The 22,169-nt window shown below is 70.4% G+C and carries 22 protein-coding genes and 1 pseudogene; 11 read left to right on the top strand and 12 right to left on the bottom strand.

Translation table 11 applies throughout. The features are described 5' to 3' along the window. Positions 1–165: 165 nt before the first annotated feature. The 3 genes from OHT57_RS14650 to OHT57_RS14640 form a co-directional block, all read right to left on the bottom strand. Positions 166–1,857: an MDR family MFS transporter gene (locus OHT57_RS14650; protein WP_328746830.1), complete on the bottom strand. Its 1,692-nt coding sequence runs from the start codon at positions 1,855–1,857 to the stop codon at positions 166–168. Between the two features lie 103 nt (positions 1,858–1,960). Then, the gene (locus OHT57_RS14645) at positions 1,961–2,533 is read right to left on the bottom strand and encodes a YbhB/YbcL family Raf kinase inhibitor-like protein (RefSeq protein WP_328746829.1); all 573 of its coding nucleotides are present in this window, start codon (positions 2,531–2,533) and stop codon (positions 1,961–1,963) included. 50 nt (positions 2,534–2,583) lie between these two features. Further along, positions 2,584–3,459 (bottom strand): alpha/beta hydrolase family esterase, encoded by an 876-nt coding sequence (locus tag OHT57_RS14640; protein WP_328746828.1) that lies wholly within the window; start codon positions 3,457–3,459, stop codon positions 2,584–2,586. Positions 3,460–3,806: 347 nt separating this feature from the next. On the opposite strand from OHT57_RS14640, the gene OHT57_RS14635 reads away from it, so the two are divergent. From OHT57_RS14635 to OHT57_RS14615, 5 genes are read left to right on the top strand one after another with little or no spacing between them, the layout of a single operon-like run. Further along, positions 3,807–5,012 carry a CaiB/BaiF CoA transferase family protein gene (locus OHT57_RS14635; protein WP_328746827.1) on the top strand — a complete coding sequence of 402 codons (1,206 nt, stop codon included), beginning with the start codon at positions 3,807–3,809 and terminating at the stop codon, positions 5,010–5,012. After that, entirely contained in the window at positions 5,009–5,887 is an 879-nt protein-coding gene (locus tag OHT57_RS14630; RefSeq protein WP_328746826.1) for an HpcH/HpaI aldolase/citrate lyase family protein, read from the top strand. The genes OHT57_RS14635 and OHT57_RS14630 overlap by 4 nt, the downstream gene beginning before the upstream one ends. Continuing rightward, positions 5,884–6,777, top strand: a complete 894-nt coding sequence (locus OHT57_RS14625; protein WP_328746825.1) for a cyclase family protein — start codon at positions 5,884–5,886, stop codon at positions 6,775–6,777. Before OHT57_RS14630 ends, OHT57_RS14625 begins: the two co-directional genes overlap by 4 nt. 8 nt (positions 6,778–6,785) lie before the next feature. Further along, positions 6,786–8,207: an MmgE/PrpD family protein gene (locus OHT57_RS14620; RefSeq protein WP_328746824.1), complete on the top strand. Its 1,422-nt coding sequence runs from the start codon at positions 6,786–6,788 to the stop codon at positions 8,205–8,207. Then, on the top strand, positions 8,204–9,310 hold the full coding sequence (locus OHT57_RS14615) for a phenazine antibiotic biosynthesis protein (protein WP_328746823.1): 1,107 nt from the start codon (positions 8,204–8,206) through the stop codon (positions 9,308–9,310). Before OHT57_RS14620 ends, OHT57_RS14615 begins: the two co-directional genes overlap by 4 nt. A gap of 52 nt (positions 9,311–9,362) precedes the next feature. Here OHT57_RS14615 and OHT57_RS14610 read toward each other — a convergent pair whose 3' ends face one another. Then, positions 9,363–10,712: a carboxylesterase family protein gene (locus OHT57_RS14610; protein WP_328746821.1), complete on the bottom strand. Its 1,350-nt coding sequence runs from the start codon at positions 10,710–10,712 to the stop codon at positions 9,363–9,365. A 316-nt stretch (positions 10,713–11,028) separates the two neighbouring features. On the opposite strand from OHT57_RS14610, the gene OHT57_RS14605 reads away from it, so the two are divergent. After that, complete coding sequence (locus OHT57_RS14605) at positions 11,029–12,180, top strand: sensor histidine kinase (protein WP_328746820.1); 1,152 nt, start codon at positions 11,029–11,031, stop codon at positions 12,178–12,180. On the opposite strand, the gene OHT57_RS14600 is transcribed toward OHT57_RS14605, so the two are convergent. Continuing rightward, positions 12,068–12,718: a response regulator transcription factor gene (locus tag OHT57_RS14600; RefSeq protein WP_328746819.1), complete on the bottom strand. Its 651-nt coding sequence runs from the start codon at positions 12,716–12,718 to the stop codon at positions 12,068–12,070. The genes OHT57_RS14605 and OHT57_RS14600 overlap by 113 nt on opposite strands. A 499-nt stretch (positions 12,719–13,217) precedes the next feature. On the opposite strand from OHT57_RS14600, the gene OHT57_RS14595 reads away from it, so the two are divergent. From OHT57_RS14595 to OHT57_RS14585, 3 genes are all read left to right on the top strand, one after another. Beyond that, positions 13,218–13,631: a hypothetical protein gene (locus OHT57_RS14595; protein ID WP_328746818.1), complete on the top strand. Its 414-nt coding sequence runs from the start codon at positions 13,218–13,220 to the stop codon at positions 13,629–13,631. A 68-nt stretch (positions 13,632–13,699) separates the two neighbouring features. Further along, positions 13,700–13,897, top strand: a complete 198-nt coding sequence (locus OHT57_RS14590) for a hypothetical protein (protein WP_328753535.1) — start codon at positions 13,700–13,702, stop codon at positions 13,895–13,897. Position 13,898: 1 nt separating this feature from the next. Then, positions 13,899–14,819, top strand: a complete 921-nt coding sequence (locus tag OHT57_RS14585; protein ID WP_328746817.1) for a carbohydrate kinase family protein — start codon at positions 13,899–13,901, stop codon at positions 14,817–14,819. 79 nt (positions 14,820–14,898) lie between these two features. On the opposite strand, the pseudogene OHT57_RS47445 reads toward OHT57_RS14585, so the two are convergent. From OHT57_RS47445 to OHT57_RS14570, 4 genes and pseudogenes are all read right to left on the bottom strand, one after another. After that, positions 14,899–14,997 (bottom strand): annotated as a pseudogene (locus tag OHT57_RS47445) (hypothetical protein); the annotation flags it as partial. Further along, positions 14,994–16,070 (bottom strand): aminopeptidase P family protein, encoded by a 1,077-nt coding sequence (locus OHT57_RS14580; RefSeq protein WP_443053611.1) that lies wholly within the window; start codon positions 16,068–16,070, stop codon positions 14,994–14,996. The gene OHT57_RS14580 and the pseudogene OHT57_RS47445, both read right to left, overlap by 4 nt. 138 nt (positions 16,071–16,208) lie before the next feature. After that, a complete protein-coding gene (locus OHT57_RS14575; protein WP_328746815.1) occupies positions 16,209–16,553 on the bottom strand; it encodes a MazG-like family protein in 345 nt (114 codons plus the stop codon). 37 nt (positions 16,554–16,590) lie between these two features. Continuing rightward, on the bottom strand, positions 16,591–17,163 hold the full coding sequence (locus OHT57_RS14570; protein ID WP_328746814.1) for a DoxX family protein: 573 nt from the start codon (positions 17,161–17,163) through the stop codon (positions 16,591–16,593). Positions 17,164–17,294: 131 nt separating this feature from the next. Here OHT57_RS14570 and OHT57_RS14565 point away from each other — a divergent pair, with 131 nt between their 5' ends. Both OHT57_RS14565 and OHT57_RS14560 read left to right on the top strand, forming a co-directional pair. Beyond that, positions 17,295–17,621 (top strand): nuclear transport factor 2 family protein, encoded by a 327-nt coding sequence (locus OHT57_RS14565; protein WP_328746813.1) that lies wholly within the window; start codon positions 17,295–17,297, stop codon positions 17,619–17,621. Positions 17,622–17,675: 54 nt separating this feature from the next. Further along, positions 17,676–18,656, top strand: coding sequence for an aldo/keto reductase (locus OHT57_RS14560; protein WP_328746812.1), 981 nt, complete (start codon positions 17,676–17,678; stop codon positions 18,654–18,656). 25 nt (positions 18,657–18,681) lie between these two features. On the opposite strand, the gene OHT57_RS14555 is transcribed toward OHT57_RS14560, so the two are convergent. The 3 genes from OHT57_RS14555 to OHT57_RS14545 all read right to left on the bottom strand — a co-directional run bounded on the left by OHT57_RS14555 (position 18,682) and on the right by OHT57_RS14545 (position 22,069). Then, the gene (locus tag OHT57_RS14555; RefSeq protein ID WP_328746811.1) at positions 18,682–19,383 is read right to left on the bottom strand and encodes an ABC transporter ATP-binding protein; all 702 of its coding nucleotides are present in this window, start codon (positions 19,381–19,383) and stop codon (positions 18,682–18,684) included. Positions 19,384–19,473: 90 nt separating this feature from the next. Beyond that, positions 19,474–20,940 carry an ABC transporter permease gene (locus OHT57_RS14550; RefSeq protein ID WP_328746810.1) on the bottom strand — a complete coding sequence of 489 codons (1,467 nt, stop codon included), beginning with the start codon at positions 20,938–20,940 and terminating at the stop codon, positions 19,474–19,476. Positions 20,941–21,310: 370 nt separating this feature from the next. After that, positions 21,311–22,069, bottom strand: coding sequence for an SDR family oxidoreductase (locus tag OHT57_RS14545; RefSeq protein WP_328753197.1), 759 nt, complete (start codon positions 22,067–22,069; stop codon positions 21,311–21,313). Positions 22,070–22,169: the final 100 nt, after the last annotated feature.

Below are 22,169 nucleotides of genomic sequence, written 5' to 3'. Positions count from 1 at the left end.
CCGGCGGATCCAGGACAGCGGACACCAATGGCGTGGGAATTGCACATCGCCGCCATGTGCATTTCTCACCTCCACCGCGTCAGGTGCCGTACGGCGGACAGAACGACTCCGGGGCCGGCTCGCATGGAGCGGCCCCGGAGTCGTTCGGGGGGTGTCGAGGAGGGATCAGCCCTGGCCCTTGGCCGCTGTCCGTTCCCTCGCGGCCTCTTGGGTGCCGGCCTTGGCCCGCAGGGCCACCGGCTTCCAGAAGACCAGGATCAGGAGGCCCACGACGGCGAGGGCGGCCGTCACCAGGAAGACCGTGCCCATCGAGTCGGCGAACGCCTGCCTGAGCGGGTAGGAGACGGCACGGGGCAGCGTCTGGAGCGCGGAGGTGTCGTGCACGACGTCCTGTGCGGCGCCGGTGTTCCCGGAGTCCAGCGCCGTGACCAGCTGCTGAGTGGTGTGGTCGTGGGTGCCCTGTGCCGCCCGGGCGACCTCCTGCTGATAGGCGGTGTCCCGTAGCGCCGAGTTCACGTGGTGTGTGAGGGCCGACGGGGTGAGCGCGAACCAGACGGAGAGCAGGACCGCGACACCGGTGGTGCCGCCGATCTGCCGGAAGAACGTGGCCGTCGCCGTGGAGATGCCCAGGTCCCGGGCGGGCAGGATGTTCTGCATCACCAGGGTGATGGGCTGGCTGAAACAGCCGATGCCGAGGCCGAACGCGAAGGTCACCGGCAGCAGGGCCGCCAGGTTCTCCGTCCCCGACAGGGCGTACAGGAGGAACATGCTGACCACTGTGAGGATCGCGGAGGCGACCGAGTGCACCCGGTACGTACCGGTGCGGGAAATGATCTGCCCCGATGTCAGTGCCCCGGCGATGGTGCCGGCGATCATCGGCAGGAGCAGTGCGCCCGCCCGGGTCGGCCCGGCTCCGAGCACCACCTGGAAGTACTGCGGTACCAGGCTGAAGGGGACCAGGACCAGGGCACCGAGGACGAAGGCGAGCACCGCGCCCTGGGAGAACTGGGTGTTCCGGAAGACCCGCAGCGGCAGCAGCGCGTTCTGGTCCATCCGTTTCTCGATCCACAGGAACAGCAGGGTGCCCACGCCGAACACCACGATGCAGACGACGGACCGGCCCGACCGCCAGCCCCACTCCTGGCCGAACTGGGCGACGACGAGCAGCGGGGTCAGCGCCACGGTGAGGGCCGCACTGCCGATCCAGTCGATCCGCACGCCCTCGCGCCGTGCGTGCTGGATGTTCAGGACCCGGTACACGACGAACAGGGCCACGAGCCCGAGCGGAACATTGATCAGGAAGGCCCAGCGCCAGCCGGTGATGCCGGCGATGGTGTGGGAGTTCGCCAAGACGCCGCCGATGAGCGGACCGATGACACTGGAGCCGGTGAAGACGGCCAGGAAGTAGCCCTGGTAGCGGGCGCGTTCCCGGGGTGCGACGATCTCGCCGAGGATCGTGAACGCCAGCACGCTCAGGCCGCCGGCACCGATGCCCTGTACGGCTCGGAAGACCGCGAGCTCGTACATCGACGTCGCACACGCGCAGGCGGTCGAGCCGAGCATGAAGACGGAGACCGCGAACAGATAGGCCGGCTTGCGCCCGAAGAGGTCGGACAGCTTGCCGTACAGCGGTGTGACGATGGTCGAGGTGACCAGGTAGGCGGTGGTGACCCAGGCCTGCTGCGAGTAGCCACCGAAGTCGTCGGCAATGACCCGGATCGAGGTCGCGACGACCGTCTGTTCCATCGCGATCAGGAAGATGCCCATGAGCAGCCCGGACACGATGTACAGGATCTGCCGATGGGTCAGTGCCGCAGGTGGTGACTCGGGCTTCTGCATGGTGGGGCGGTCAGCCATGATGCGTACTCTCTTCTGGTCGATCACGGTGGGACACGCGCGACCCGGACGGGGCGTCGGGCACCGTCACCCGACGCCGTCGTCAGGCCCTACCGGTCACAGGTCAGACCCGCTCGTAGAAGCCGTCGAGACGGCCGCGTGCCAGCACGTCGCCCGCGGCTGCCAGCACGGCCCGCGGTTTGGCGGAGTCCGGCACGGTGTCGCTCCGGCCGACGGTCAGCGGCGTGCCCAGGGCGAACAGCTGGAAGACGTAGCGGTGCGGGCCGTGGCCCTTGATCGGGGCGGGCCCCAGGTAGCCGCGACGTGAACCCGAGCTCAGCAGCCGCACCCCGTCCGCGGGGGTGTCGGCGTGGAGGCCGCCCTGGGGGAGAGAGGTCAACGAGGGGTCGAGCAGGGCGATTCCGTGGTTGTACGGCAGCGCCATCGGCGCGTCGGGATCTTCGATCACCAGCAGCAACTGGACCGTCCCGGTGGGCGCCGGCTCCCAGGTCAGGGCCGGTGAGAGGTCCTGGCCGCCCAGACGCTTGCCGGCGTGGAGGGTCGGGATCGGCGCCTCGTGCACGAAGTCGGGACTGCTGAGCTCCAGCGTGTCCTCGCCGCCCAGGTTCGGCGCGTTCCAGGCCAGGCCCTCGTCCCCGGCCCGCTTGTTCTTCAGCAACTTGCCCATCACTGCCATCAGTTACTCCTTGACGTGCTGTTGTCGGGTCGGTGTGGTCATCGGGTGCGTCACAGCTGTCTCGTGGCGGCGGGCGCGAGCAGGGGCGCGGCGAAGCGGCAGATCTCCTCGGCGCCGTCGAACTCCTGCGTGGTCGGTTCGTCCCAGTCGTCGCCGACGTCGGCGCCCGGCCAGTTGTGGCCGCCGCCGAACACCGTCCAGGCGACGACCCTGGTGCCTCCGACCCCGCCGTCGGTGGTGACCCGGCTTGAGAACTCCGTGGTGCGGGTGGTGTCGGCGCCGGGCGGGCATCGGTTGGTGGCACGCCAGTGCTCGGCCGTCTCGTGCAGGGAAAGCGTCCGCCCGAGCCGTTCGCCCCGGCGGCCGCGGCGCCGGGAATATCCCGGGCCGATCGGCGCGACCATGTCGGCGGTGCCGTGGATGAGCAGTGCCGAGACCGCGTGGGTCGGCTCCGTGTCGAGCAGGGCCGCGGGAAGTCCACCGGCCACGGCCGCCACGACGGCCACCTGGTCGCTCGCCTCCAGTGCCAGCCGGTGCGCCATGAACGCGCCGTTGGAGATGCCTGTCACGACGGCCCGGTCGGCCGGTGTGCCGTAGCGCGCGGCGGACCAGTCGATGATCGTGCGGAGGAAGGTGACGTCGTCGACCTCGGCGAGGTCGGCGCCGGTCACGCCGCGGCCGTCCGCCCAGCCGCCGCCGAGACCGTCCGGGTAGGCGACCGCGAAGCCCCAGGTGTCGGCCTGCCGGTCGAAGGTCGTCCACTCGCGCATGATGTGTCCAGTGACGTTCCACTGGTGGCCGTGCAGCACCAGGACCAGCGGCATCAGCCGTTCAGCCGGCAGGACACGCGGCAGCCGGAGCGCGAAGTCGCGGTACCTCCCGCCGATCCTCAGCTCGCCGACGACCAGGTCGCCATCGAGTGACATCTGAGTTCATACCCCCATGTATCCACAGCAAGACGGCATGACTGTGACGGTGTTCGGTGTGGTCGGGACGGACGCCGGGCGGCCCGTGGCCGGTGTGTGCGGTTCCGGCGGGCCGGGGTGGCATCGCCGATTCCTGGTGCGCCTCGGGACAGGACTGGTTCCTTATACACCGGAATCGCAGGCACTCGCACAGGAAGATAACGGGCAAAGCGCCCTAACCGTCCCGGAGTTGTGACAGCCGTCACTTCGACGGTCCGTCGGACCGGCGGCCGTGATGGTTCATGGCCCGCTCGATACATCCTCGAGCATCCCCATAGCCGCCGTCGCGAGGATCGGCCCACTGGACGATGTCCTTCGCCAGGACGAGAGGGTGCCCTGTGACCGGTACGAGACTTCCGTTGGCCGACATCAGAGTCATCGACGTGTCCACTCTGCTTGCCGGACCGTTCGCCGCCAGACTGCTGGCCGACTACGGCGCCGAGGTGATCAAGGTCGAGCACCCGTCGGGAGATCCGTTGCGCAGGTTCGGCAGCTCGAAGGACGGTGTCCCGCTGTGGTGGAAGGTCTTCAACCGCAACAAGAAGAGCGTGGTGCTCGACCTCGCCGACACCGAGGACGCGGCACGGTTCCTGGAGCTGGCGGCAGACGCCGACGTCGTCATCGAGAACTTCCGGCCGGGCACCCTGGAGCGGTGGGGCCTTGGCCCGGACGTGCTGACCGAGGTCAACCCGCGGCTGGTCCTCACCCGGGTCACGGCGTTCGGCCAGGACGGACCGTACCGGCGCAGGCCTGGATTCGGCACGCTCGCCGAGGCGATGAGCGGCTGCGCGGCCATGTCCGGCGAACCGGACGGACCTCCCCTGCTGCCGCCCTTTCCGCTGGGCGACGCCGTCGCCGGCCTGCACGCCGCGTGCGCGACACTGATTGCGTTGCGCGCCGCCGACCGGCTCGGCCACGGCCAGACCGCGGACGTCGCCATTACCGAGACGCTGATCAGCTCCCTGGGCGCCCAGCTCACCGAGTACGACCAACTCGGCGTCAAACCCGCCCGGTTGGGCAACCGCTCCAACAACAACGCCCCACGTGGTGTCTACCGGTGCCGGGACGGGCGGTGGGTGGCACTGTCGGCGCCGGCGCTGTCGGTGGCCGAGCGTGTCATGCGGCTCGTCGGCCGGCCCGAGCTGTGCGACGAGGCGTGGTTCGCCCAGGGGGCCGGCCGCGCCCGGCATCGGGATGTCATCGACGAGGCGGTCGGGAGCTGGATCTCGGCGCACGACCGCGACACCGTACTCGCCGAGTTCGAACGGGTCGAGGCTGCGGTGGCACCCGTCTACGAGGTCGACGACATCGCCGAGGACCCGCAGTTCCGGGCGCGATCGCTGCTGGCCCGGGTGCCCGACGCCGACCTGGGCACGGTGACCATGCCGACCGTGCCCTTCCGGCTGTCGCGGACCCCCGGAAGCATCCGGTGGGCCGGCCCGCGCCTCGGTGAACACACCGAAGAGTTGCTGCCCCGCTCGCGGAAGGAGCGGAAGGAGGAGGCGGGCGCATGAACGATCCCAGGGCGGAACACCCCGTCTACCGGAGCTGCCTGTATGTGCCGGGCCACCATCCGGACCGGATCACCCGGGCCTACGAGTCCGAGGCGGACGCCGTGATCATCGACCTGGAGGACGCCGTACCGGTCACGCACAAGCCGCTGGCCCGGGAGACGGCCGCCGCCATCACCTCCGGGCAGACCCCCAAACCGACGTTCGTCCGCCTGAACTCCATGCGCTCGACGCTGTGCGAGCAGGACGTGGCGGCTGTCACAGGCGTCGGTCTCACCGGTGTGCGGCTGGCGAAGACCGAGTGGCCCGAGGAGATCCGGCAGGTGGCCGAGATGCTGGGGGAGGCGGGCAGCGCGGCCGTCATCCATGTGCTCATCGAGACGGCCTGCGGGCTGGAGAACGCCTACCAGCTCGCCACTGCCTCGCCCTCCGTCGGCATGCTCGGACTGGGCGAGTCGGATCTGCGGGCCGATCTGTACGCCGACATGGACGGTCCCACCATGGACGCGGCCCGCAGCCGGGTGATCATCGCGTCCCGCGCGGCGGGCCTGCCCAACCCGCTTCAGAGCGTGTTCCCCGATCCGCGCAACCCCGAGGGACTTCTCGCCACGAGCATCCACGGGAAGCGGCTCGGCTTCATCGGGCGTATGGCCATCCACCCGTCGCAAGTGCCGATCATCCACGGGGTGTACACCCCTCAACCGCACGAGATCGAGGAGGCGATGGAGATCTGCGCGGCAGCCGCGCTCGCCGAGGAACAGAACCGGACGATCGTGATCAACAACAAGGGAAAGATGGTGGGACCGCCCGCGGTCGCCAACGCACAACAGACCCTTCGGCTGGCCAAGGCCCTGGACCTGGTGGGGAACGCGACGTGACACGCACTTCGGATGTGACAGGCCGGACAGAAGCGGCAACTACGCTGCAGCAGTCAGGAGTTGACGACCGCACCGCCGACCCGCTGCTGGCGGCGCTGGCCGCGGGCGTGGAAGCGATCGACCTCGCCCAGCCGCTGGCCAACGGAATGCCCTGCTCGCCGAACCACCCCGGTTTTCGCATGGTCCTCTCGCGCCGCCACGGGGACATGGTGCGTGCGGACGGCGGCTCCGCGGCGAACGAGGTGATCGTGACCGGCGGTCACGTCGGCACCCACATCGACGCGCTCGCGCATGTCTCCCAGGACGGCCTGCTGCACGGTGGCCTGGACGGCGCCGAGGCCCAGACCGGCGGCGCGTTCGCGGTCCACGGCATCGACGCCGTCCGGCCCCGGCTGTGTCATGGCGTGCTGCTGGACGTCGCGGCGCTGCACGGTGTGCAGCGCCTTCCGGGCGGCTACGGCATCACGGCCGAGGACCTGGCCGAGGCAGCGGACCGGGCGAAGGTACGGCCGCGTCCGGGCGGGGTCTGCCTGGTCAACACCGGCTGGAGCACGCTCTGGTCCGATCCGCCCGGCTATCTCGGCCTCGACTCGGGCGTGCCCGGCGTGACCCCGGACGGCGCGCAGTGGCTGGCCCGCCACGAGATCGTCGCGGCCGGCGCGGACACCTCGGCGTTCGAGCAGGTGCATCCCGGCCGCGGGCACGCCACGCTGCCGGTGCACCGGATCCTGCTCGTCGAGCACGGCATCCACATCATCGAGCACCTCCGACTCGGGGGACTTGCCGCTCGCGGACTCGCCGAATTCGCATTCGTGCTGGCGCCGCTGAACATCGTCGGCGCGACGGGCTCGCCGCTGCGCCCGCTCGCTCTCGTGAGCGGTGCCCGATGAGCGGCGCCGTGCGCGGGCTCGTGGACGACGTGGCCGACTTCGCCGCGGAGGCGGCGCGGCACGGTCTGCCGGCGCGGCGGCGGGAGGCCACGACACGCGCCGTGCTCGACACCGTGGGCGTCATGGTCCTCGGCTCGACACAGCCGATCCGGCACACCGTGCTCGCCGTGACCGGCCAGTGGGGAGCGCTGCCCGAGTCCACCGTGATCGGGCACCCCGAACGCATGCCCGGCGCCTCGGCCGCCTTCGTCAACGGCACCCTCGCGCACTGCATGGACTTCGACGACACACACCTGCCGTCGGTGCTGCATCCGAGCTCCTCGGTCGTACCCGCCGCGCTGGCCGTCGCCGAGGCCGCCGGCACCGACGGCCCGCGCCTGCTGGACGCCGTCGCGGTGGGCACCGAGGTGTGCATCCGGCTGGGCATGGCGGGGTATGACGAGGAGCGCCGCAACTCGGTCTTCTTCGACCGCGGTCAGCACGCGACCAGCATCTGCGGCGCCGTTGGCTCCGCCGTGGCCGCGGCGATGGTGCTGTCCGGCGACGCCGCCACGATCGCCGCCGCCGGGAGCATCGCGGCCAGCATGTCCAGCGGGCTGATCGAGGCCAACAGGACCGGCGGCACGGTCAAGCGGATCCAGACCGGATGGGCGGCGCACTGCGGGGTGACCGCGGCCCAGCTGGCGGTCGCCGGACTCACCGGGCCGCCCACCGTGCTCGAAGGACGGTTCGGGTTCTTCCGGGCCTTCTGCGGCGAGCGCGCCTGGCCGCAGCGGGTCACCGACGGGCTGGGCGACCGCTGGCACGCAGACCAGCTGCACGTCAAGCCCTACCCGTGCAACCACTTCACCCACACCGTCATCGACGCCGCACTCGAACTGCGGCGCCGTGGCGTGCGGCCCGCCGGTGTGCGCGCCGTCGAACTGGGCGTCGCGGAACCGGTGTTGCGGACCATCGCCGAACCGGCCGCCGCCAAGGCCGCTCCCGCCACCGGGTACGCGGCGGCGTTCTCCGGCCCCTACGCCTTCGCCGCCGCGCTGGCCGGCGGCGGCGGACTCGGCGTCCATGTCCAGGACTTCGACGACACCGCGGTCCGCCGCGCCGACGTACTCGAACTGGCCGCCAAAGTCCGCTGCCACGCCGATGCCGAATGCACGAGAATCTTCCCCGACCAACTGCCGTCCAGGGTGACGGTGCACCTCGCGGACGGCCGCACGGAACGAGTCTCCTGTCTCAGCAACAGGGGCGGGCCGGGCCGGCCCCTGACCGACGCCGAGCTGGACCTGAAGTTCTCCCTCAACACCGGGACCGGATACGACCCCGCCGACACGGCCGCGATCGGCCAGGAGATTCGTCGGCTGACCACGACCCCCGACGTTCGACCGACCATGAAACTGCTCAGAACGCATCACTGTGGAGGTATGCCGTGACCGGCCCCAGCGCGGACCCGAAATGGGCGATCCTGGAACCCGCCGCCCATCCGACCGACCCGGACGCCTACCTCAGGGCCGCCCTGGACTGGCACTTCGGCGCCGAGACCGGTTCGCCCTTCTGGTTGCGCCGAGCCGAGAAGCTCGACTTCGACCCGCTACGGGACGTGCACGGCTACGAGGACCTGGCGCTGTTTCCCAACGTTGTCGACGAACTGCGGCACGTAGCCGTGGAGGACCTGATCCCCCGCGGCTACGGGCCGAACCCCCCGATGCCGAAGGTCTTCGAGACCGGTGGCACCACCGGCGCGCCGAAGCGCGTCATCCTGATGCCGGACTGGGTCGAGGCCGCGCTGGACCGGATGCTCGCCGGTCCGGTCTTCGCAGGACGCGAACCGGCCAACATCCTGGTGGCCGCACCGACCGGCCCGCACAAGATCGGCTCCCAGTACGACTGGGTCGTCGCGCGGCAGAACACGGTCAAGTTCGCCGTCGACATCGACCCGCGGTGGGTCAAGAAGCTGATCAGCCAGGGCAAGGACGACGAGGTCAAGGCGTACGTCGAGCATGTGCTGGACCAGATCGAGCATGTGCTGGAGAGCCAGCACGTCGGCATGCTCGTGACCACCCCGCCACTGCTGCGCGCATGCGCGGGCCGCCCGCGGCTCGTCGAGCTGATCAACGCCAAGATCGAGGTGGTGTTCTGGGGCGGTGCCCACATGACGGTGGACGAGCGGTTCCAACTCGCCTACGAGCACTTCCCGAACGTCCGGATGGTCAGCAGGTACAACAGCGCCCTGATTCTGGAAGGCGCCCGAGAACGCGAGGGGGCCGACGCGGACACCGACATCACCTACGACCCGCGCAGCCCCGTGGTGACCTTCCGGGTGATCGACCCGGAGACTCTGCGGCCCGTGGCGTACGGCGAGCGAGGGCAGGTCGTGATGAACCACATCAGCAAGGGCATGTTCCTGCCCAACAACCTCGAGCGGGACAGCGCCGTCCGGGTCGAAGGCCGGCCAGGTCAGATCGGTGACTCGGTGGCCGGCCCGAAGCCGGTCGACACGTTCGGCGGCGAACGGGTGATCGAGGGCATCTACTGATCCGCGGGCCGGCCGGGGCAGGGGGCTCACCCCCCTGGGCCGGCCGGCCTTGTCACGGCCGAATCCGGTGCGGTGTCGGCTGCGCCGGACTCCAGGGCGCCCAGCCCGGCCGCCCGTCCGCGGCCAGTCCCATCAGCGCGGCCTGCTGCTGGGCACCCACCGCGCGATCGACCTCGGTGCCCTCCGAGCCCTGCGGATCGATGAACAGCGTCGGCTGGTCGACTCCGTGCACCGCCTTCCCGGCGAACAGCGGGTTCTGGGCTATCGGCGAGACGGTGGGGCTGTAGTCGTACATCTGCCACCAGCCGCGGCCGCCGGCCGTGTGCGCGGCGGCGAGCAGACGCTCCGCCGGCTCGTAGTACAGCTTCTCGGTGAGGAACTCCACCTTCTTGTCGTGGTTGTCGCCGACGTCCGGACCGGAGTGCTGCGCGTACATCGTGTCGACCGTGTCCGGCGAGAAGATGTCGTACGCCCGTGCCTCGTCCGCGGTGACCGAGAGCAGCACCGGCACCTCGGCCAGCCGTCCGTCGGCGACGGACTCCAGCGGCGGCCTCGGCACGACCGTGCCGTCGACGAACGGCTCGTAGTGCACGCGTCCGTCGCTCTTGAGGAGCTTGCGGTGGACGTGCCGGACGCCCACGTTGGGCATGGCGGCGAGCGCGGACGGAGTGCCCGCCAAGGCTCCCGCCGCGGCCAGGAACCGTTCCGCCCGGCGCGTCACTTCGTCCCTGGGCACCAAGGACTCGGCGTTCCCGCTGTAGAGGGCCGCCTTGTGGAACAGGCCGTGGGCCTGCGGCGCGCCCAGCAGCGTGCCCACGTCGGAGCCGCCCGAGGACACGCCGAAGATGCAGACGTTGCCCGGATCGCCGCCGAACCGGGCAATGTTGTCGCGGATCCAGCGCAGCAACAGGATCTGGTCGAGGACGGGCAGGTTGGCACTGTCGACGAAGTCCGGATCGAGGCCCCCGAGGTACAGCCAACCCCAGGGACCGAGACGGTAGTTCGCGGTGACGATGACCGCGTCGTGCCGGGCGGCGTAGACCCAGGCGTCCATGGAGGGCGAGCTGCCGCTGCCGTACACGTGGGCACCGGGGTGCAGCCAGACCAGGACCGGCCGGGATCCGCCATCGGCGGCCGGCGACCAGATGTTCAGGTTGAGACAGTCCTCCTGCTCGACCGCGTCCTCGTGCACGACCTGCCACGACATACCGGAATAGATGGGTACTTGCCAACTGATCGGGCCCCAACGAGTGGCCTCCACGCGGGAGTTGGGCTCTGCCGGGACGGCCGGGCGAAACCGCCGCTCGACCCGTCCGTACGGCACACCGCGCCAGTTGGGCACGTCGCGGTCCAGGAACCCGCGTACCGGTCCCGATGTTGTCTCAACTGTCAGGTCGTTCATCGCCGGTACTCCTCAGGATCGACAGGTGCTGGCCGGGCACGGCTGCCCGGCAGATGCTCACAGCGCGCCCTCGACTCCCGCTCAAGAGTTCATCGACGGCCGCACGAGCACATCCCCGCCCGGATTCGTGCGGCATGCGAACAGGGGATCAGTTCACGCCATCCCGCACGACCGGCCTGGATTGCTGCCGTTGATCTGTAAACGGAACCCCCCTAGGCTGAATCGTCTGCGTGACACCAACCGGGCTTTACGGGGGGCTGGACGGGTGTACAGGGGACTTCGCGAAACGACCGGATGGCTGTACTGGGTACTCGGCATGGCCACGGTCCAGTGCGGGATCGGACTGATCGGCCTGTTCGTCATGATGGACGTCGAGTCGAGACCGGACGTCATCGCGTGGTTCGTGTTCCTGCCGTGGATCGTCGCCCTGCAGATGTTCCACAGCTCGCCCTTCGGCCAGCGACTGGGCTTTCGGCGGGCCATCTGGACCATCGGCCTCCAGGAGGCGCTGATCTATGTGCCACCGCTCTTCTTCAGCGTGCAGTGGCCCGGTATGCCCGGGTTCGCTGCGGCCTGCGCGCTCGTGGTCCTGCGCGGATGGGTGGGTGACGTCCTCTTCGTCGCGAACGTGGCGGGCGCCTGGGCGCTGGGCTGGCACAGCGGACTGTCGTACAGCGAGACCGCTTGCGTCACCGCCGTCACCGTGGTCATCGGGCTCGGTGACGCCGCCCTGATCGGGCTGAGTTGGAGGCTGGGCCGGATCAGCCGCCTGGAGTCGGGCATCGTCCGCGGAGCGGCGCAGGACGAGAGGGTGCGCATCGCGCGCGACCTGCACGACCTGTTGGCCTCACGCCTGACCACCGTCACCCTCAGGGGAGAGATGGTCGACCGGTACGTCGGTGTGCAGAACGACCGCGCGCGTTCCGAACTGCGGTACATGATGGGACTGACCCGTGAAGTGCTGCGCGATGTGCGGTCGTTGGCGCACGATTGCTGGGATCTGAGCCTCGTTGAGGAACTCGACAACGCCCGTCTCGTACTGAGCGGCATCGGCATCGAGGTCTCCGTGGTGGGCGACGCGGATGTCGTCGAGGGCGAGGCGGGGATCCTGTTCGCGGTGACGATGCGCGAGGCCGTGGCCAATCTGCTGCGGCACAGCAAGGCGACCTGCTGCCACATCACCCTCCGCTGTGTCGGAGACCGGGCCGAACTCCTGGTCCGGAACGATGGCGCCCGGAAGCCCACTCGACGCATCGGCTCGGCCAGTGGCCTCGGGCTGGGAAACCTCGCCGCCCGTGCCGCCGCCACGGGCGGTTCGTGCACCGCGTCGATCTCTCGTGACGGGTGGTACACCCTCACCGTGAGTTGTCCGAGAGGTGCGACGCCGGAGTGCGGGAGCCCAGCAGCCACCCCGCTTCGCGAGCAATCCGGACCGCATCCAGCCGACTTCGTGCGCCGAGTTTCATGACACACCGGCTCAGGTAGTTGCGGACGGTTCCGTGCGACAGCCGGGTCGCCTCGGCGATGTCCGCGATGTCCAGTCCCTCCGAGGCCCGGGTGAGGACCTCCGTCTCCCGCGAGGTGAGCGGGTTGCTCCGGGCCTGCCACGCGGAGAGCATCAGTTCCTGCGCGATGACGCGCTGCGCCGCCGCCACCTTGCGGATCGCCGACGCCAGGGCCCCGGGTGACGCGTCCTTCAGCAGATAGCCGGTGACCCCTTGGTCCAGGGCCCGGCGCACCGTGCCCGGGCTGTCGAGGCTGGTGAGGAGCAGGACGCGGCACTGCGGGAACCTCTCCTGTAACTGCCCTGCCACCTCAAGTCCGTTCATGTCGGGCAGATTGATGTCCAACACGGCCACGTCCGGGCGGTGTTCACGCGCGAGCCGCAGCACCGTCCTGCCCTCACCGGTGTCCGCGACGACCTGGATGCCTTCCTCAGAGCTCAGCAGGGAGATGAGCGCTCCCCGTATCAAGTGTTCGTCCTCGGCGATCAGAACACGTATCACTGTTCCCCCTTTGCCCATCCGGCTGGATGACGGGCTGGTCCCGGGTTCCCCGAGGCCGATCACCGTCGATCAGCGGCGGCGTCAGGATAGTACGGGCGGAAGTGGTCACCGGATGATTCCGGCCCTCCACGGGGAGCGTCCGGCGAGCGTGCTCGATGATGCCCACGACAAGCTCGTCCAGGGTGGCCCCGGCCAGCGGGTCGGACCAGATCGACGGGTATACCGCACTCACCATGTCGTGTCACCGCCACTCCAGGTGCCGGGTCCCTCCCGGCCGCTTCCGGAACTGTGGGCCCGGGAACTGGAATGCGACTGGACCAGGGCTCGCCACCGGCTCGTACGCCCGACCGGTTCCGTCTCGACCGGTTCTGTAGGACGCGCCGCTACCGTCGGCGCCCCGGACGGCGATTGAGAGGAACGAGCAGTGGTGAGCCGTGTAACCAGTGGGGCGTTCCGTGCGTCGGCCCTTGCCGCTCTTGGGCTGGCGACGGTGGCAGGTGTGACCGTACCGGCGGGCGCCGCGCACGCGACGGTGCGCTCCTCGCCGGTCGGCGTGTGGGAGGGCACGGTCCGGCACGGCGCCGGGACGGACGACCTGGTGCTGGCCCTCCATGCCGACGGCTCGGTGTGCCTCGCGGTGACCGACGTGCCGGACGGCGGCAGGGCTCAGGGCGCGGGGAGTTGGCGGGCCACGGGGACGGACTCCTTCTCGTACGTGGTGAAGGAGTGGCTGCTCGATGCGAACGGGGCCGTCACGGGCTCCGTCGACATCGATCAACAGGCCGTACAGCGGGCGGAGACGTTCGACAGCTCGGGGATCTCGAAGATCTACGACGCACAGGGCACCTACGTAGCCTCCACCGAGGCCGAGGTTTCCGTCCGCCGGGGCGGCAGCCGGCCGGACTGCCGCTGACCGGACGCCCCGTCGGCCCCTGTCCCTTCCCCGGAACCGACCAGCCCACTACGACCTTGGGGAGCGTTGTGTCCCGTCGTCCGTTCACCTCGGAGTCTGTGTGGGAGCCGGAGCTCAGGGCGCTCCTGGACGAGGGCGTCAAGCCGGACACGGACGACCACCGTCTCCTTGTCAACCCGAACGGTCGCTTCGGCCGTGAACTGCCCCGGTTCAGCTGGGAGAGGACGGACCGCGTGGACGCGTCGCGCAAGGCCGCGGGACTCTGACGTGCGCATCGCCGTCACCGGTTCCATCGCCACAGACCACGTGATGACGTTTCCCGGGCGCATCGCCGACCAGCTGCTGGTCGGCCACCTGGACCACGTCTCGCTGTCCTTTCTGGTGGACGAACTGGAGATCCGGGACGGTGGCGTGGCCGCCAACATCGCCTACGGGCTGGCCGGCCTCGGGCACCGGGCGCTGCTCGTGGGAGCGGCGGGCGTGGACTTTCGCGACCACGGGGCCCGGCTCGCGGGCCGCGGAGTCGACATCTCCGGCGTGCGCCTCTCCGCCACCCGTCCCACCGCCCGATTCCTGTGCACCACCGACCCGCACGGTAACCGGCTCGCCTCCTTCCACCCCGGAGCGATGGCCGAGGCCTGCGACATCGACCTCGCGGAGGTTGTCCGTCGCTGCGGTGGGGCCGACCTGGTACTCGTCGGCGCCGACGACCCGTCGGCGATGCTCCGGCACACACGGGCCTGCCGAGACCTGAGTATCCCCTTCGCCGTCGGCCCCTCCCAGCAGTTGGCCCGACTCGGCGGCGCCGACATCGGCGAACTCGTCGACGGCGCCGACTGCTTGTTCACCGATGAATACGAACGCGGGCTCCTGCTCGGCAGGACCGGCTGGACCGAGACAGAGGTGCTGCGCCGGACCGGTACCTGGGTGACCACCCTCGGCGGGCAGGGCTGCCGTATCGACCGGGCAGGTCGGCCGACCGTGTGTGTCCCTGGCGTGACGGCGACCCGGGTGGTGGACCCCACCGGCGTGGGAGCCGCCTTCCGGGCAGGTTATCTGGCGTCCCTGGCCGAGGGCCTGGCCGCGGAGCGCTGCGCGCGGCAGGGTGCGGCTCTGGCCGCGCTGGCTCTGTCGGCCGTGGGCACCCAGACGTATGACATCGCCCCCGACGACCTGGACGCTTGTTGAAAAGGCCTCTGCGGGACGTCGTACACCGGTCCGTGCGCCACTCCCGGACGTTGCCGGACATGTTGTACAGGTCGAAGCCGTTCGCCTCGAAGGTTTTCACCGGGGCCGTGCCCCGACAACCGTCCGCCGCCGTGGCTGTGGCGGTAGCCGTATGAATGCGCGGAGGGACGGCGCTCACTCCACGATCGCCATCCCACGGTCCGTCGGGTTCAGCCGGCGCCCCCCGTCCGCCGTGCACGTCACGACGTCCTCGATTTGTACGCCGAAGCGGCCCGGCAGGTACACCCCGGGGCCGATCGAGAAGCACATGCCGGGGGCGAGCAGGGTCTCGTTGCCCTCGACGACGTACGGCGGTTCGTCGGTCGTGATGCCTGTGCCGTGACCGGTGCGGTGGGCGACGTACGAGCCGTGGTCCGCGTCCTCGATCACCCGGCGTGCCCTGCGGGCGATGTCCTGGCAGGGCACGCCGGGGGCGACGGCCTCGAACGCCGCCTGCTGGGCCGTACGGACGAGGTCGTGGGCCGTGTGTTCGTCCTCCGTGGGCTCGCCGACGTGGACCGTGCGGGCGAGTGCGGAGCCGTAGCCGTCCTTGAGGCCGGCGAAGGCGACGACGACCGTGTCGCCGTGCTCGATGATCCGGGCGCCGGGCTCGTGGAGCGCGTTCGCGCTGTTCGGGCCGGAGGCGACCATCGTGAAGTCGACCTGGCTGTGGCCGTGTTCGCGCAGGAGGTGGGCCAGGTCGGCGGCCACGTCGGTTTCGCGGCGGCCGGTGAAACGGACGGACAGGAGCTCCTCGTACGCCGCGTCCGCCGCCGCTCCCGCCGCCGCGAGACGGGCCACCTCGTGCTCGTCCTTCACCGCGCGCAGCAGCGGGAGTACGACGGTCAGCGGGCGGTAGGTCGTCAACGGCAGGGCCTCCTGGAGGCCGAGGAGGTGCAGGGCCCAGGTCGTGTCGCAGACGCCGTAGCGGCCGTTGGGGAGGAGGAGGCCGGTGGCGGCGGCGTACGGGTCCTGGCCGTCGCTCCAGTCGGAGATGCGCAGGGCGCCCGCGCCGGGGGCGGCCTCCGCGTCGGGGCGTTCCAGGGCCGGGACCAGCAGACGGGGTTCGGAGCCGGGGATCAGGACGAGGAGGGTGAGGCGCTGCGTCACCGCGGTGGGGCGGTGACCGCACAGCCACATCATGTCGGGGCCGGGGGTGACGAGCAGCCCGGCCAGGCCCACTTCGGCTGCTGCCCTGACCGCCCGGGTCATCCGGGCCGCGTAGTCCTGTTCTGTGAAGGGGGCGGGGGTGTCGTTCACGGGGCTCCTCCGACCGCTGCCGTCGTCCGGTTCATCGTCCGAGGGGTGCGGTGCGGGGTGCCCGGGGGCGTAGGCCGATCGGGTGAGGGGTCAGGCTGCTCCGGGGCCGAGTGAGCGCTCCGTCACCCGGGTCAGATGGCGGTGGAAGATCTCCCTGGTGTCGGGCGTCAGCGTGCGCAGCGCCACCAGCGCCGTGATGACGACGTCGCACAGCTCGCCCTGTACGTCCTCCCAGGTGTGGCTGACGCCCTTGCGGGGGTTCTGGCCCATGGCGCCGATGACGGCCTCGGAGACCTCGCCGACCTCCTCGGAGAGCTTCAGCATGCGCAGGAGGAGACCTTCGCGGCCGCCCACCGGCTGATCCCTCTCCAGCCAGGCCCACAGGGCGTCGACGGATGTCCAGAGGTCCTCGGGAGGCGTGCCGTGATCAGTCATGCGGAACCACTCATGCGGAGCAGCTTCCCACGGGCCGTCACTCCCCGAACAACGCCTCCTGCTCCTCGAACAGGGCGGTCTGCGTGTCGCCCTCGCCCTTCTGCTCCCGCAGTCGGCGATTGCGCGCCCCCACGACCAGGGCCGTCACCAGTCCCGTCGCCCCGAGCGCCGCCGGCACCATCCAGCTCCGGTTGACGGTGTGGCCGAGTGCGTGGTCCAGGGAGAGCCGGCCGGGGCCCGTGACGGCGAGGCCGGCGGCTGTGAGGCCCAGCGTGGCCGCGTACTCGTAGCCGCCGCTCTGGGCGAAGAAGCCGTTGGGCACGTGGACCGCGGACGCGCCGGCCATCGCGCCGGCCGCCGCGGCACCCGCCGCCGGGGTCGCCAGGCCCAGTGCCAGCAGGGTGCCGCCGCCCGCCTCGGCCAGCCCCGCCGCCGTCGCGTTCGCCCGGCCCGGCGCGTATCCGACGGACTCCATGAACTGGCCGGTTCCCTCGATGCCGCCCCCGCCGAACCAGCCGAGCAGCTTCTGCGCGCCGTGGGCGGCCAGCACACCCCCGGTTCCCAGCCGGAGCAGCAGCAGGCCCAGATCACGTCGGTCGTAAGCGGTCACGATGACTCCCAGCACGAAAGGTGGAACGGGACCCCCCTCGCGTTTCCACCGTTGCACCGCTCACACCTGCCCGGAAACCCGCGCCGCCGTTCGGGTGGCGGCCTCGCGGGTGCGGTGTGAGTCTGGCTGGCATGACGATTCAGACCGCCCGACTCAGGGACCCGGCCGTCCGCGCCTTCGTCACCGCCGTCAACTCCCATGACCGTGAGGCCTTCGGGGCGCTGCTCGCGCCCGGCGCGACCATGGCGGACGACGGCAGCGACCGTGACCTCGACGAGTGGGCCGACCGGGAGATCTTCTCCTCCCACGGCCACCTCGACGTCGACAACGAGTCCAACGGCGGCCGTTCCCTCCTCGCCCACTACCGCAACGACGCCTGGGGCGAGATGCGCACCCGCTGGGACTTCACCGTCGGCGACGACGGCAGGATCGCCCGCTTCGAGACCGGGCAGGCATAACTTCCCGTACGGCCCTTGCCCTGGAGCGCACTCCAACTCCTAGCGTTCATAGGCATGGAGATCACACGCACGCTCGGCCGTTCCACCATCGAGGTCAGCGCACTCGGCTTCGGCTGCTGGGCGATCGGTGGGGAATGGCAGAACGCGGAAGGCCAGCCGCTCGGCTGGGGCAGGGTCGACGACGAGGAGTCCGTACGGGCGGTCCGGCGCGCCCTCGACCTGGGCGTCACCTTCTTCGACACGGCGGACACCTACGGCGCCGGGCACAGTGAGCGGGTGCTGGGACGGGCACTGGGCAAGCGCCGGGACGACGTCGTCCTCGCCACCAAGTGGGGCAACGTCTTCGACGAGGACACCCGCACTCTCACCGGCAGCGACCACACCCCCGCCTACGCCCGCCGTGCGCTCACCGCGTCCCTCGCCCGTCTGGGCACCGACCGCATCGACCTCTACCAGCTGCACCTGTCCGACCTGGACCCGGCATACGCGGCCGAACTCCGGGACGCCTGCGAGGAGTTCGTCAGTGAGGGGCTCATCCGCGCGTACGCGTGGAGCACCGACGACCCGGCCCGTGCCGCGGTGTTCGCCGAGGGGGAGCACTGCGCGGCCGTACAGCACGCGCTGAACGTCCTCCAGGACGCGCCCGACATGCTGTCCCTGGCGGAGGAGCTGGACCTCGCCAGCATCAACCGCAGCCCGCTCGCGATGGGGTTGCTGGCCGGGAAGCGCCAAGGGGCGCAGGACGCCGGCGACATCCGCAGCAGGCCCCCGGCCTGGCTCCAGGGCTTCGGCGACGGCTCGGCGGCCGACCCGCAGTGGCTGGCGCGGATCGACGCGCTGAAGGACATCCTGACCGGCAACGGCCGTACCCTCGCCCAGGGTTCACTCGCCTGGCTGTGGGCCCGCAGCCCCCGCACGGTCCCGATCCCGGGGTTCCGTTCCGTGGCCCAGGCCGAGCAGAACGCGGGCGCGATCGAGCAAGGGCCGCTCACCGCCGAGCAGTTGACCGAGATCAACGTGCTTCTGGAACGGTGAGCGGCCCGACCCCGACGAACGACCGCTACCCCTGCGCGAGCGAGCGCTGCGGCTCCTGCTCGGTCAAGGTGATCTGCCCCGCCTTGATCGTCGCGAGCCGCGGCGACCGGCGCGCGATCGACGAGTCGTGGGTGACCAGGATGAAGGTCAGCCCGTACTCGTGCCACAGCCCTTCCAGCAAGGCCATGATCTCGTCCCGCATCGACTCGTCGAGGTTGCCGGTCGGCTCGTCGGCGAGCAGTACCTTCGGCTTCTTCACCAGCGCACGGGCGATGGCCACGCGCTGCTGCTGCCCGCCGGACAGCTCGGACGGCGCGTGGGCGAGCCGTTCAGCGAGGCCGACCGAGCGCAGGGCCTCGGCCGCTCGCTCACGCCGCTCCGGACCCTTCACTCCCAGCGGGACCAGCGCCGTCTCGACGTTCTCCTGCGCGGTCAGCGTCGGGATCAGGTTGAACGACTGGAAGATGATGCCGATCTTCTCGGCGCGCAGCCGGGTCAGCTTGGCCTCGCTGATCTTCGCGAGGTCGACGCCGTCCAGCTCGACGCTGCCCTCGGTCGGCCGGTCCAGTCCGCCGATCATCTGGAGCAGGGTCGACTTGCCGCCGCCGGTCGGGCCCTGGATGACGAGCTGGTCGCCGTCCTCGATGGTGAGGTCGACGTCGCGCAGCGCCTCCACCGTCTCCTTGCCGCGCGTGTAGCGCTTGGTGACGCCGGTGAGTCTGTACATGAGAGCTCCGTAGAGGGTCCGTGGAGAGGAAGTTGGGGGTGGGGCGCCGCGTCCCGGGGGAGTGGAGGCGGCGCCCCGGCACAGGGGGTGCTACGACACGCTGCGCAGCGCGTCCGCCGGCCGCATCCGGGAGGCACGCCAGCCGCCCATCGCCCCGGCGATCAGACCACCGGTCACCGCGAGGCCGACCGCGAGCGCGATGGTGGTCATCGAGACCGGCGCGGTCAGCGCGATCTCCATGGTGCTCTGGGTGGACTGCCGGCCGGGGCCGCCGCCACCGCCCGGGCCGCCCGCACCGCCGCCGGTGTTGCCGAGCTGCGCGGTCAGCTTGGGGCTGATCATGGTCACGGCGTACGCGGCCGCGAGGCCCAGGCCGATGCCGAGGGCGCCGCCGAGCAGGCCGTTGACCATCGACTCGCCGACGACCTGCCGGGTCACCCGGCGGCTGGGCCAGCCGAGCGCCTTCAGCGTGCCGAACTCACGCACCCGGCGGGAGACCGCCGAGGAGGTCAGCAGCGCGGCCACCAGGAAGGCGGCGACGAGCACGGCGATGGAGAGCCACTTGCCGACGCTGGTCGCCAGGTTGGAGGCGGTGGACAGGGAGCCGGACACGGTCTCCGCGAGGTCGGCGGAGGTCGTGACGGTCGTACCGGAGATGTTCTTCTGGATCGCCGCCTTGACCGTGTCGATCTGCTTGGAGTCGGTCGCCTTGACGTAGATCGTGGTGACCTGGTTCTTGGCGTCGGCCAGCGTCTGGGCCTGCTTCAGCGGCAGGTAGACGTCGGTCGTGGACTCGCTGCTGTCGGGCGTCGCGATGCCGATGATCGTGTACTTGGTGCCGGAGATCTTGAAGGTCTTGCCGACCTTGTAGGAGTTCTCCTTGGCGTACGACTTGCTGACGACCGCGACCTTCGCGTTGGTCTGCGTGGCCGTGAAGGTCTTGCCGGTGGTGATCTTGGAGCCGGCCAGCGGGCCGAGCGTCTGGTCGCTGACGTCCACGCCGGCGACGGAGTAGGAGTTCACGTCGAAGTTGGCGCCGCCGCCCTGGACCTGCGGAGCTGCGGTGCTGTTACCGCTGCCGCCGTTGCCGCCGGGGCCGCCCTGGCTCTGGGAGGAGCCGCTGCTCTGGGACTGCGCCTTGCCCTGGGTGAAGGAGCCGTCGACCTTGGTGACGTTCAGGGTCAGCGCGCCCACCGCGCCCGCCACGCCGCTCTGCTTGGTGACCTTGGTGACCACACTGGACGCCAGGGCCTGACCACCCTGGGTCGTCACGCGGTCGGAACTCTGGGTGTCGTCGCTGTCGTTGGAGTTGGCGTCGAACTGGAAGTTCGGTCTGCCCGAACTGCTGCCCGTGGGTGCCGTCCTGGTCTTGGTGACGGTCATGTCGGTGCCGAGGCCGTAGAGCGACTTCAGGACCTTGTCCTGAGCCTGTGTCATACCGGCCGACACCGAGTTGACGGTGATGACCAGCGCGATACCGAGCGCCAGACCCAGAGCGATGACGAGGGCCGCCTTCTTGCGCCGGCCCAGCTCGCGCTTGAGATAGATGCCAAACATCCCGTTCCTCGAAGGTTCTTGGCGCCCGCTGTGGGCGCGCCCTCAAGGTATGGACGAAGGATTGCGGGGCCGTGAGTAAGGGATATGTGCGGGCTGAGAAGGGATGTGCGTGAGCTGAGAATGTGCGGCGGCCGTCCACGGACCGGTGTGCACCCCGAGGTCCACCCCCACCCGGTCCATGGACGGCCGCCGCCTCCCCCCTCGGGCGGTAGGCGGAATGCGATCCCTCCATATGTGTAGCTCTTATGGAGTAGATGTGATGAGCATAGGCCGCCGACCGGCGCCGGAGAGGCCGGACGAGCAGATTCCGCTTGTGTAAATCGACACCCCGGCCGCACCACGCACCGCTCGGCCCCGCGTCCCGCACCGCTCAGCCACGCCCCACGTACGGCATCGCCGTCGCCAGTACGGTCGCGAACTGCACGTTCGCCTCCAGCGGCAGCTCCGCCATGTGCCGCACCGTGCGCGCGACGTCGGCCACGTCCATGACCGGCTCCGGCGCCACCTCCCCGTTGGCCTGGAGCGCCCCGGTCCGCATCCGCCGGGTCATGTCGGTCGCCGCGTTGCCGATGTCGATCTGCCCGACCGCGATGCCGTACGGCCGCCCGTCCAGCGACAGCGCCTTGGTGAGGCCGGTCAGCGCGTGCTTGGTCGCGGTGTAGGCGACGGAGTGCGGCCGGGGCGTGTGCGCCGAGACCGACCCGTTGTTGATGATCCGGCCGCCCTGCGGATCTTGTTCCTTCATCTGCCGGTAGGCCGCCTGCGCGCACAGGAACGCCCCGTTGAGGTTGGTGTCCACCACGTGCCGCCAGGCGTCGTACGGCAGCTCCTCCACCGGCACCCCGCCGGGACCGAACGTCCCCGCGTTGTTGAACAGCAGATCCACCCGCCCGAACCGTTCCACGGTGGCGGCGAACAGCGCGGTGACCTCGTCGGGGCGCGAGACGTCCGTGGGTACGGCGAGAGCGGCACCCTCGGGCAGCAGTGCCGCCGTCTCCTCCAGCGTCTCGGCCCGTCGCCCGGCCAGCGTCACCGACCAGCCCGTACGCAGCAGTTCCACGGCCACCGCGCGGCCGATCCCGGAGCCCGCGCCGGTCACGACGGCGGTCTTCGCGTTGTTGGTGTCCATGGGCTTCTTGGTGTCCATGGGCCCGCAGCGTAGGTGAGCCCCCGCGCCCCGGAAGCGACTGTCCGCCATCCGGGTGCTGCCGCCCCCGTGAGCGTGTGTC

Source organism: Streptomyces sp. NBC_00285, from assembly GCF_036174265.1.
Classification (GTDB): Bacteria; Actinomycetota; Actinomycetes; order Streptomycetales; family Streptomycetaceae; genus Streptomyces.
This window is presented reverse-complemented; position numbering and strand designations above follow the sequence as displayed.

What these genes read in the sequence shown, in the direction of transcription:
- OHT57_RS14650 (WP_328746830.1), bottom strand. Translation starts at nt 1,857, where the DNA reads ATGGCTGACCGCCCCACCATGCAGAAGCCCGAGTCACCACCTGCGGCA.
- OHT57_RS14645 (WP_328746829.1), bottom strand. Translation starts at nt 2,533, where the DNA reads ATGGCAGTGATGGGCAAGTTGCTGAAGAACAAGCGGGCCGGGGACGAG.
- OHT57_RS14640 (WP_328746828.1), bottom strand. Translation starts at nt 3,459, where the DNA reads ATGTCACTCGATGGCGACCTGGTCGTCGGCGAGCTGAGGATCGGCGGG.
- OHT57_RS14635 (WP_328746827.1), top strand. Translation starts at nt 3,807, where the DNA reads ATGTCCTTCGCCAGGACGAGAGGGTGCCCTGTGACCGGTACGAGACTT.
- OHT57_RS14630 (WP_328746826.1), top strand. Translation starts at nt 5,009, where the DNA reads ATGAACGATCCCAGGGCGGAACACCCCGTCTACCGGAGCTGCCTGTAT.
- OHT57_RS14610 (WP_328746821.1), bottom strand. Translation starts at nt 10,712, where the DNA reads ATGAACGACCTGACAGTTGAGACAACATCGGGACCGGTACGCGGGTTC.
- OHT57_RS14605 (WP_328746820.1), top strand. Translation starts at nt 11,029, where the DNA reads ATGGCCACGGTCCAGTGCGGGATCGGACTGATCGGCCTGTTCGTCATG.
- OHT57_RS14580 (WP_443053611.1), bottom strand. Translation starts at nt 16,070, where the DNA reads ATGACCCGGGCGGTCAGGGCAGCAGCCGAAGTGGGCCTGGCCGGGCTG.
- OHT57_RS14575 (WP_328746815.1), bottom strand. Translation starts at nt 16,553, where the DNA reads ATGACTGATCACGGCACGCCTCCCGAGGACCTCTGGACATCCGTCGAC.
- OHT57_RS14565 (WP_328746813.1), top strand. Translation starts at nt 17,295, where the DNA reads ATGACGATTCAGACCGCCCGACTCAGGGACCCGGCCGTCCGCGCCTTC.
- OHT57_RS14560 (WP_328746812.1), top strand. Translation starts at nt 17,676, where the DNA reads ATGGAGATCACACGCACGCTCGGCCGTTCCACCATCGAGGTCAGCGCA.
- OHT57_RS14555 (WP_328746811.1), bottom strand. Translation starts at nt 19,383, where the DNA reads ATGTACAGACTCACCGGCGTCACCAAGCGCTACACGCGCGGCAAGGAG.
- OHT57_RS14550 (WP_328746810.1), bottom strand. Translation starts at nt 20,940, where the DNA reads ATGTTTGGCATCTATCTCAAGCGCGAGCTGGGCCGGCGCAAGAAGGCG.
- OHT57_RS14545 (WP_328753197.1), bottom strand. Translation starts at nt 22,069, where the DNA reads ATGGACACCAACAACGCGAAGACCGCCGTCGTGACCGGCGCGGGCTCC.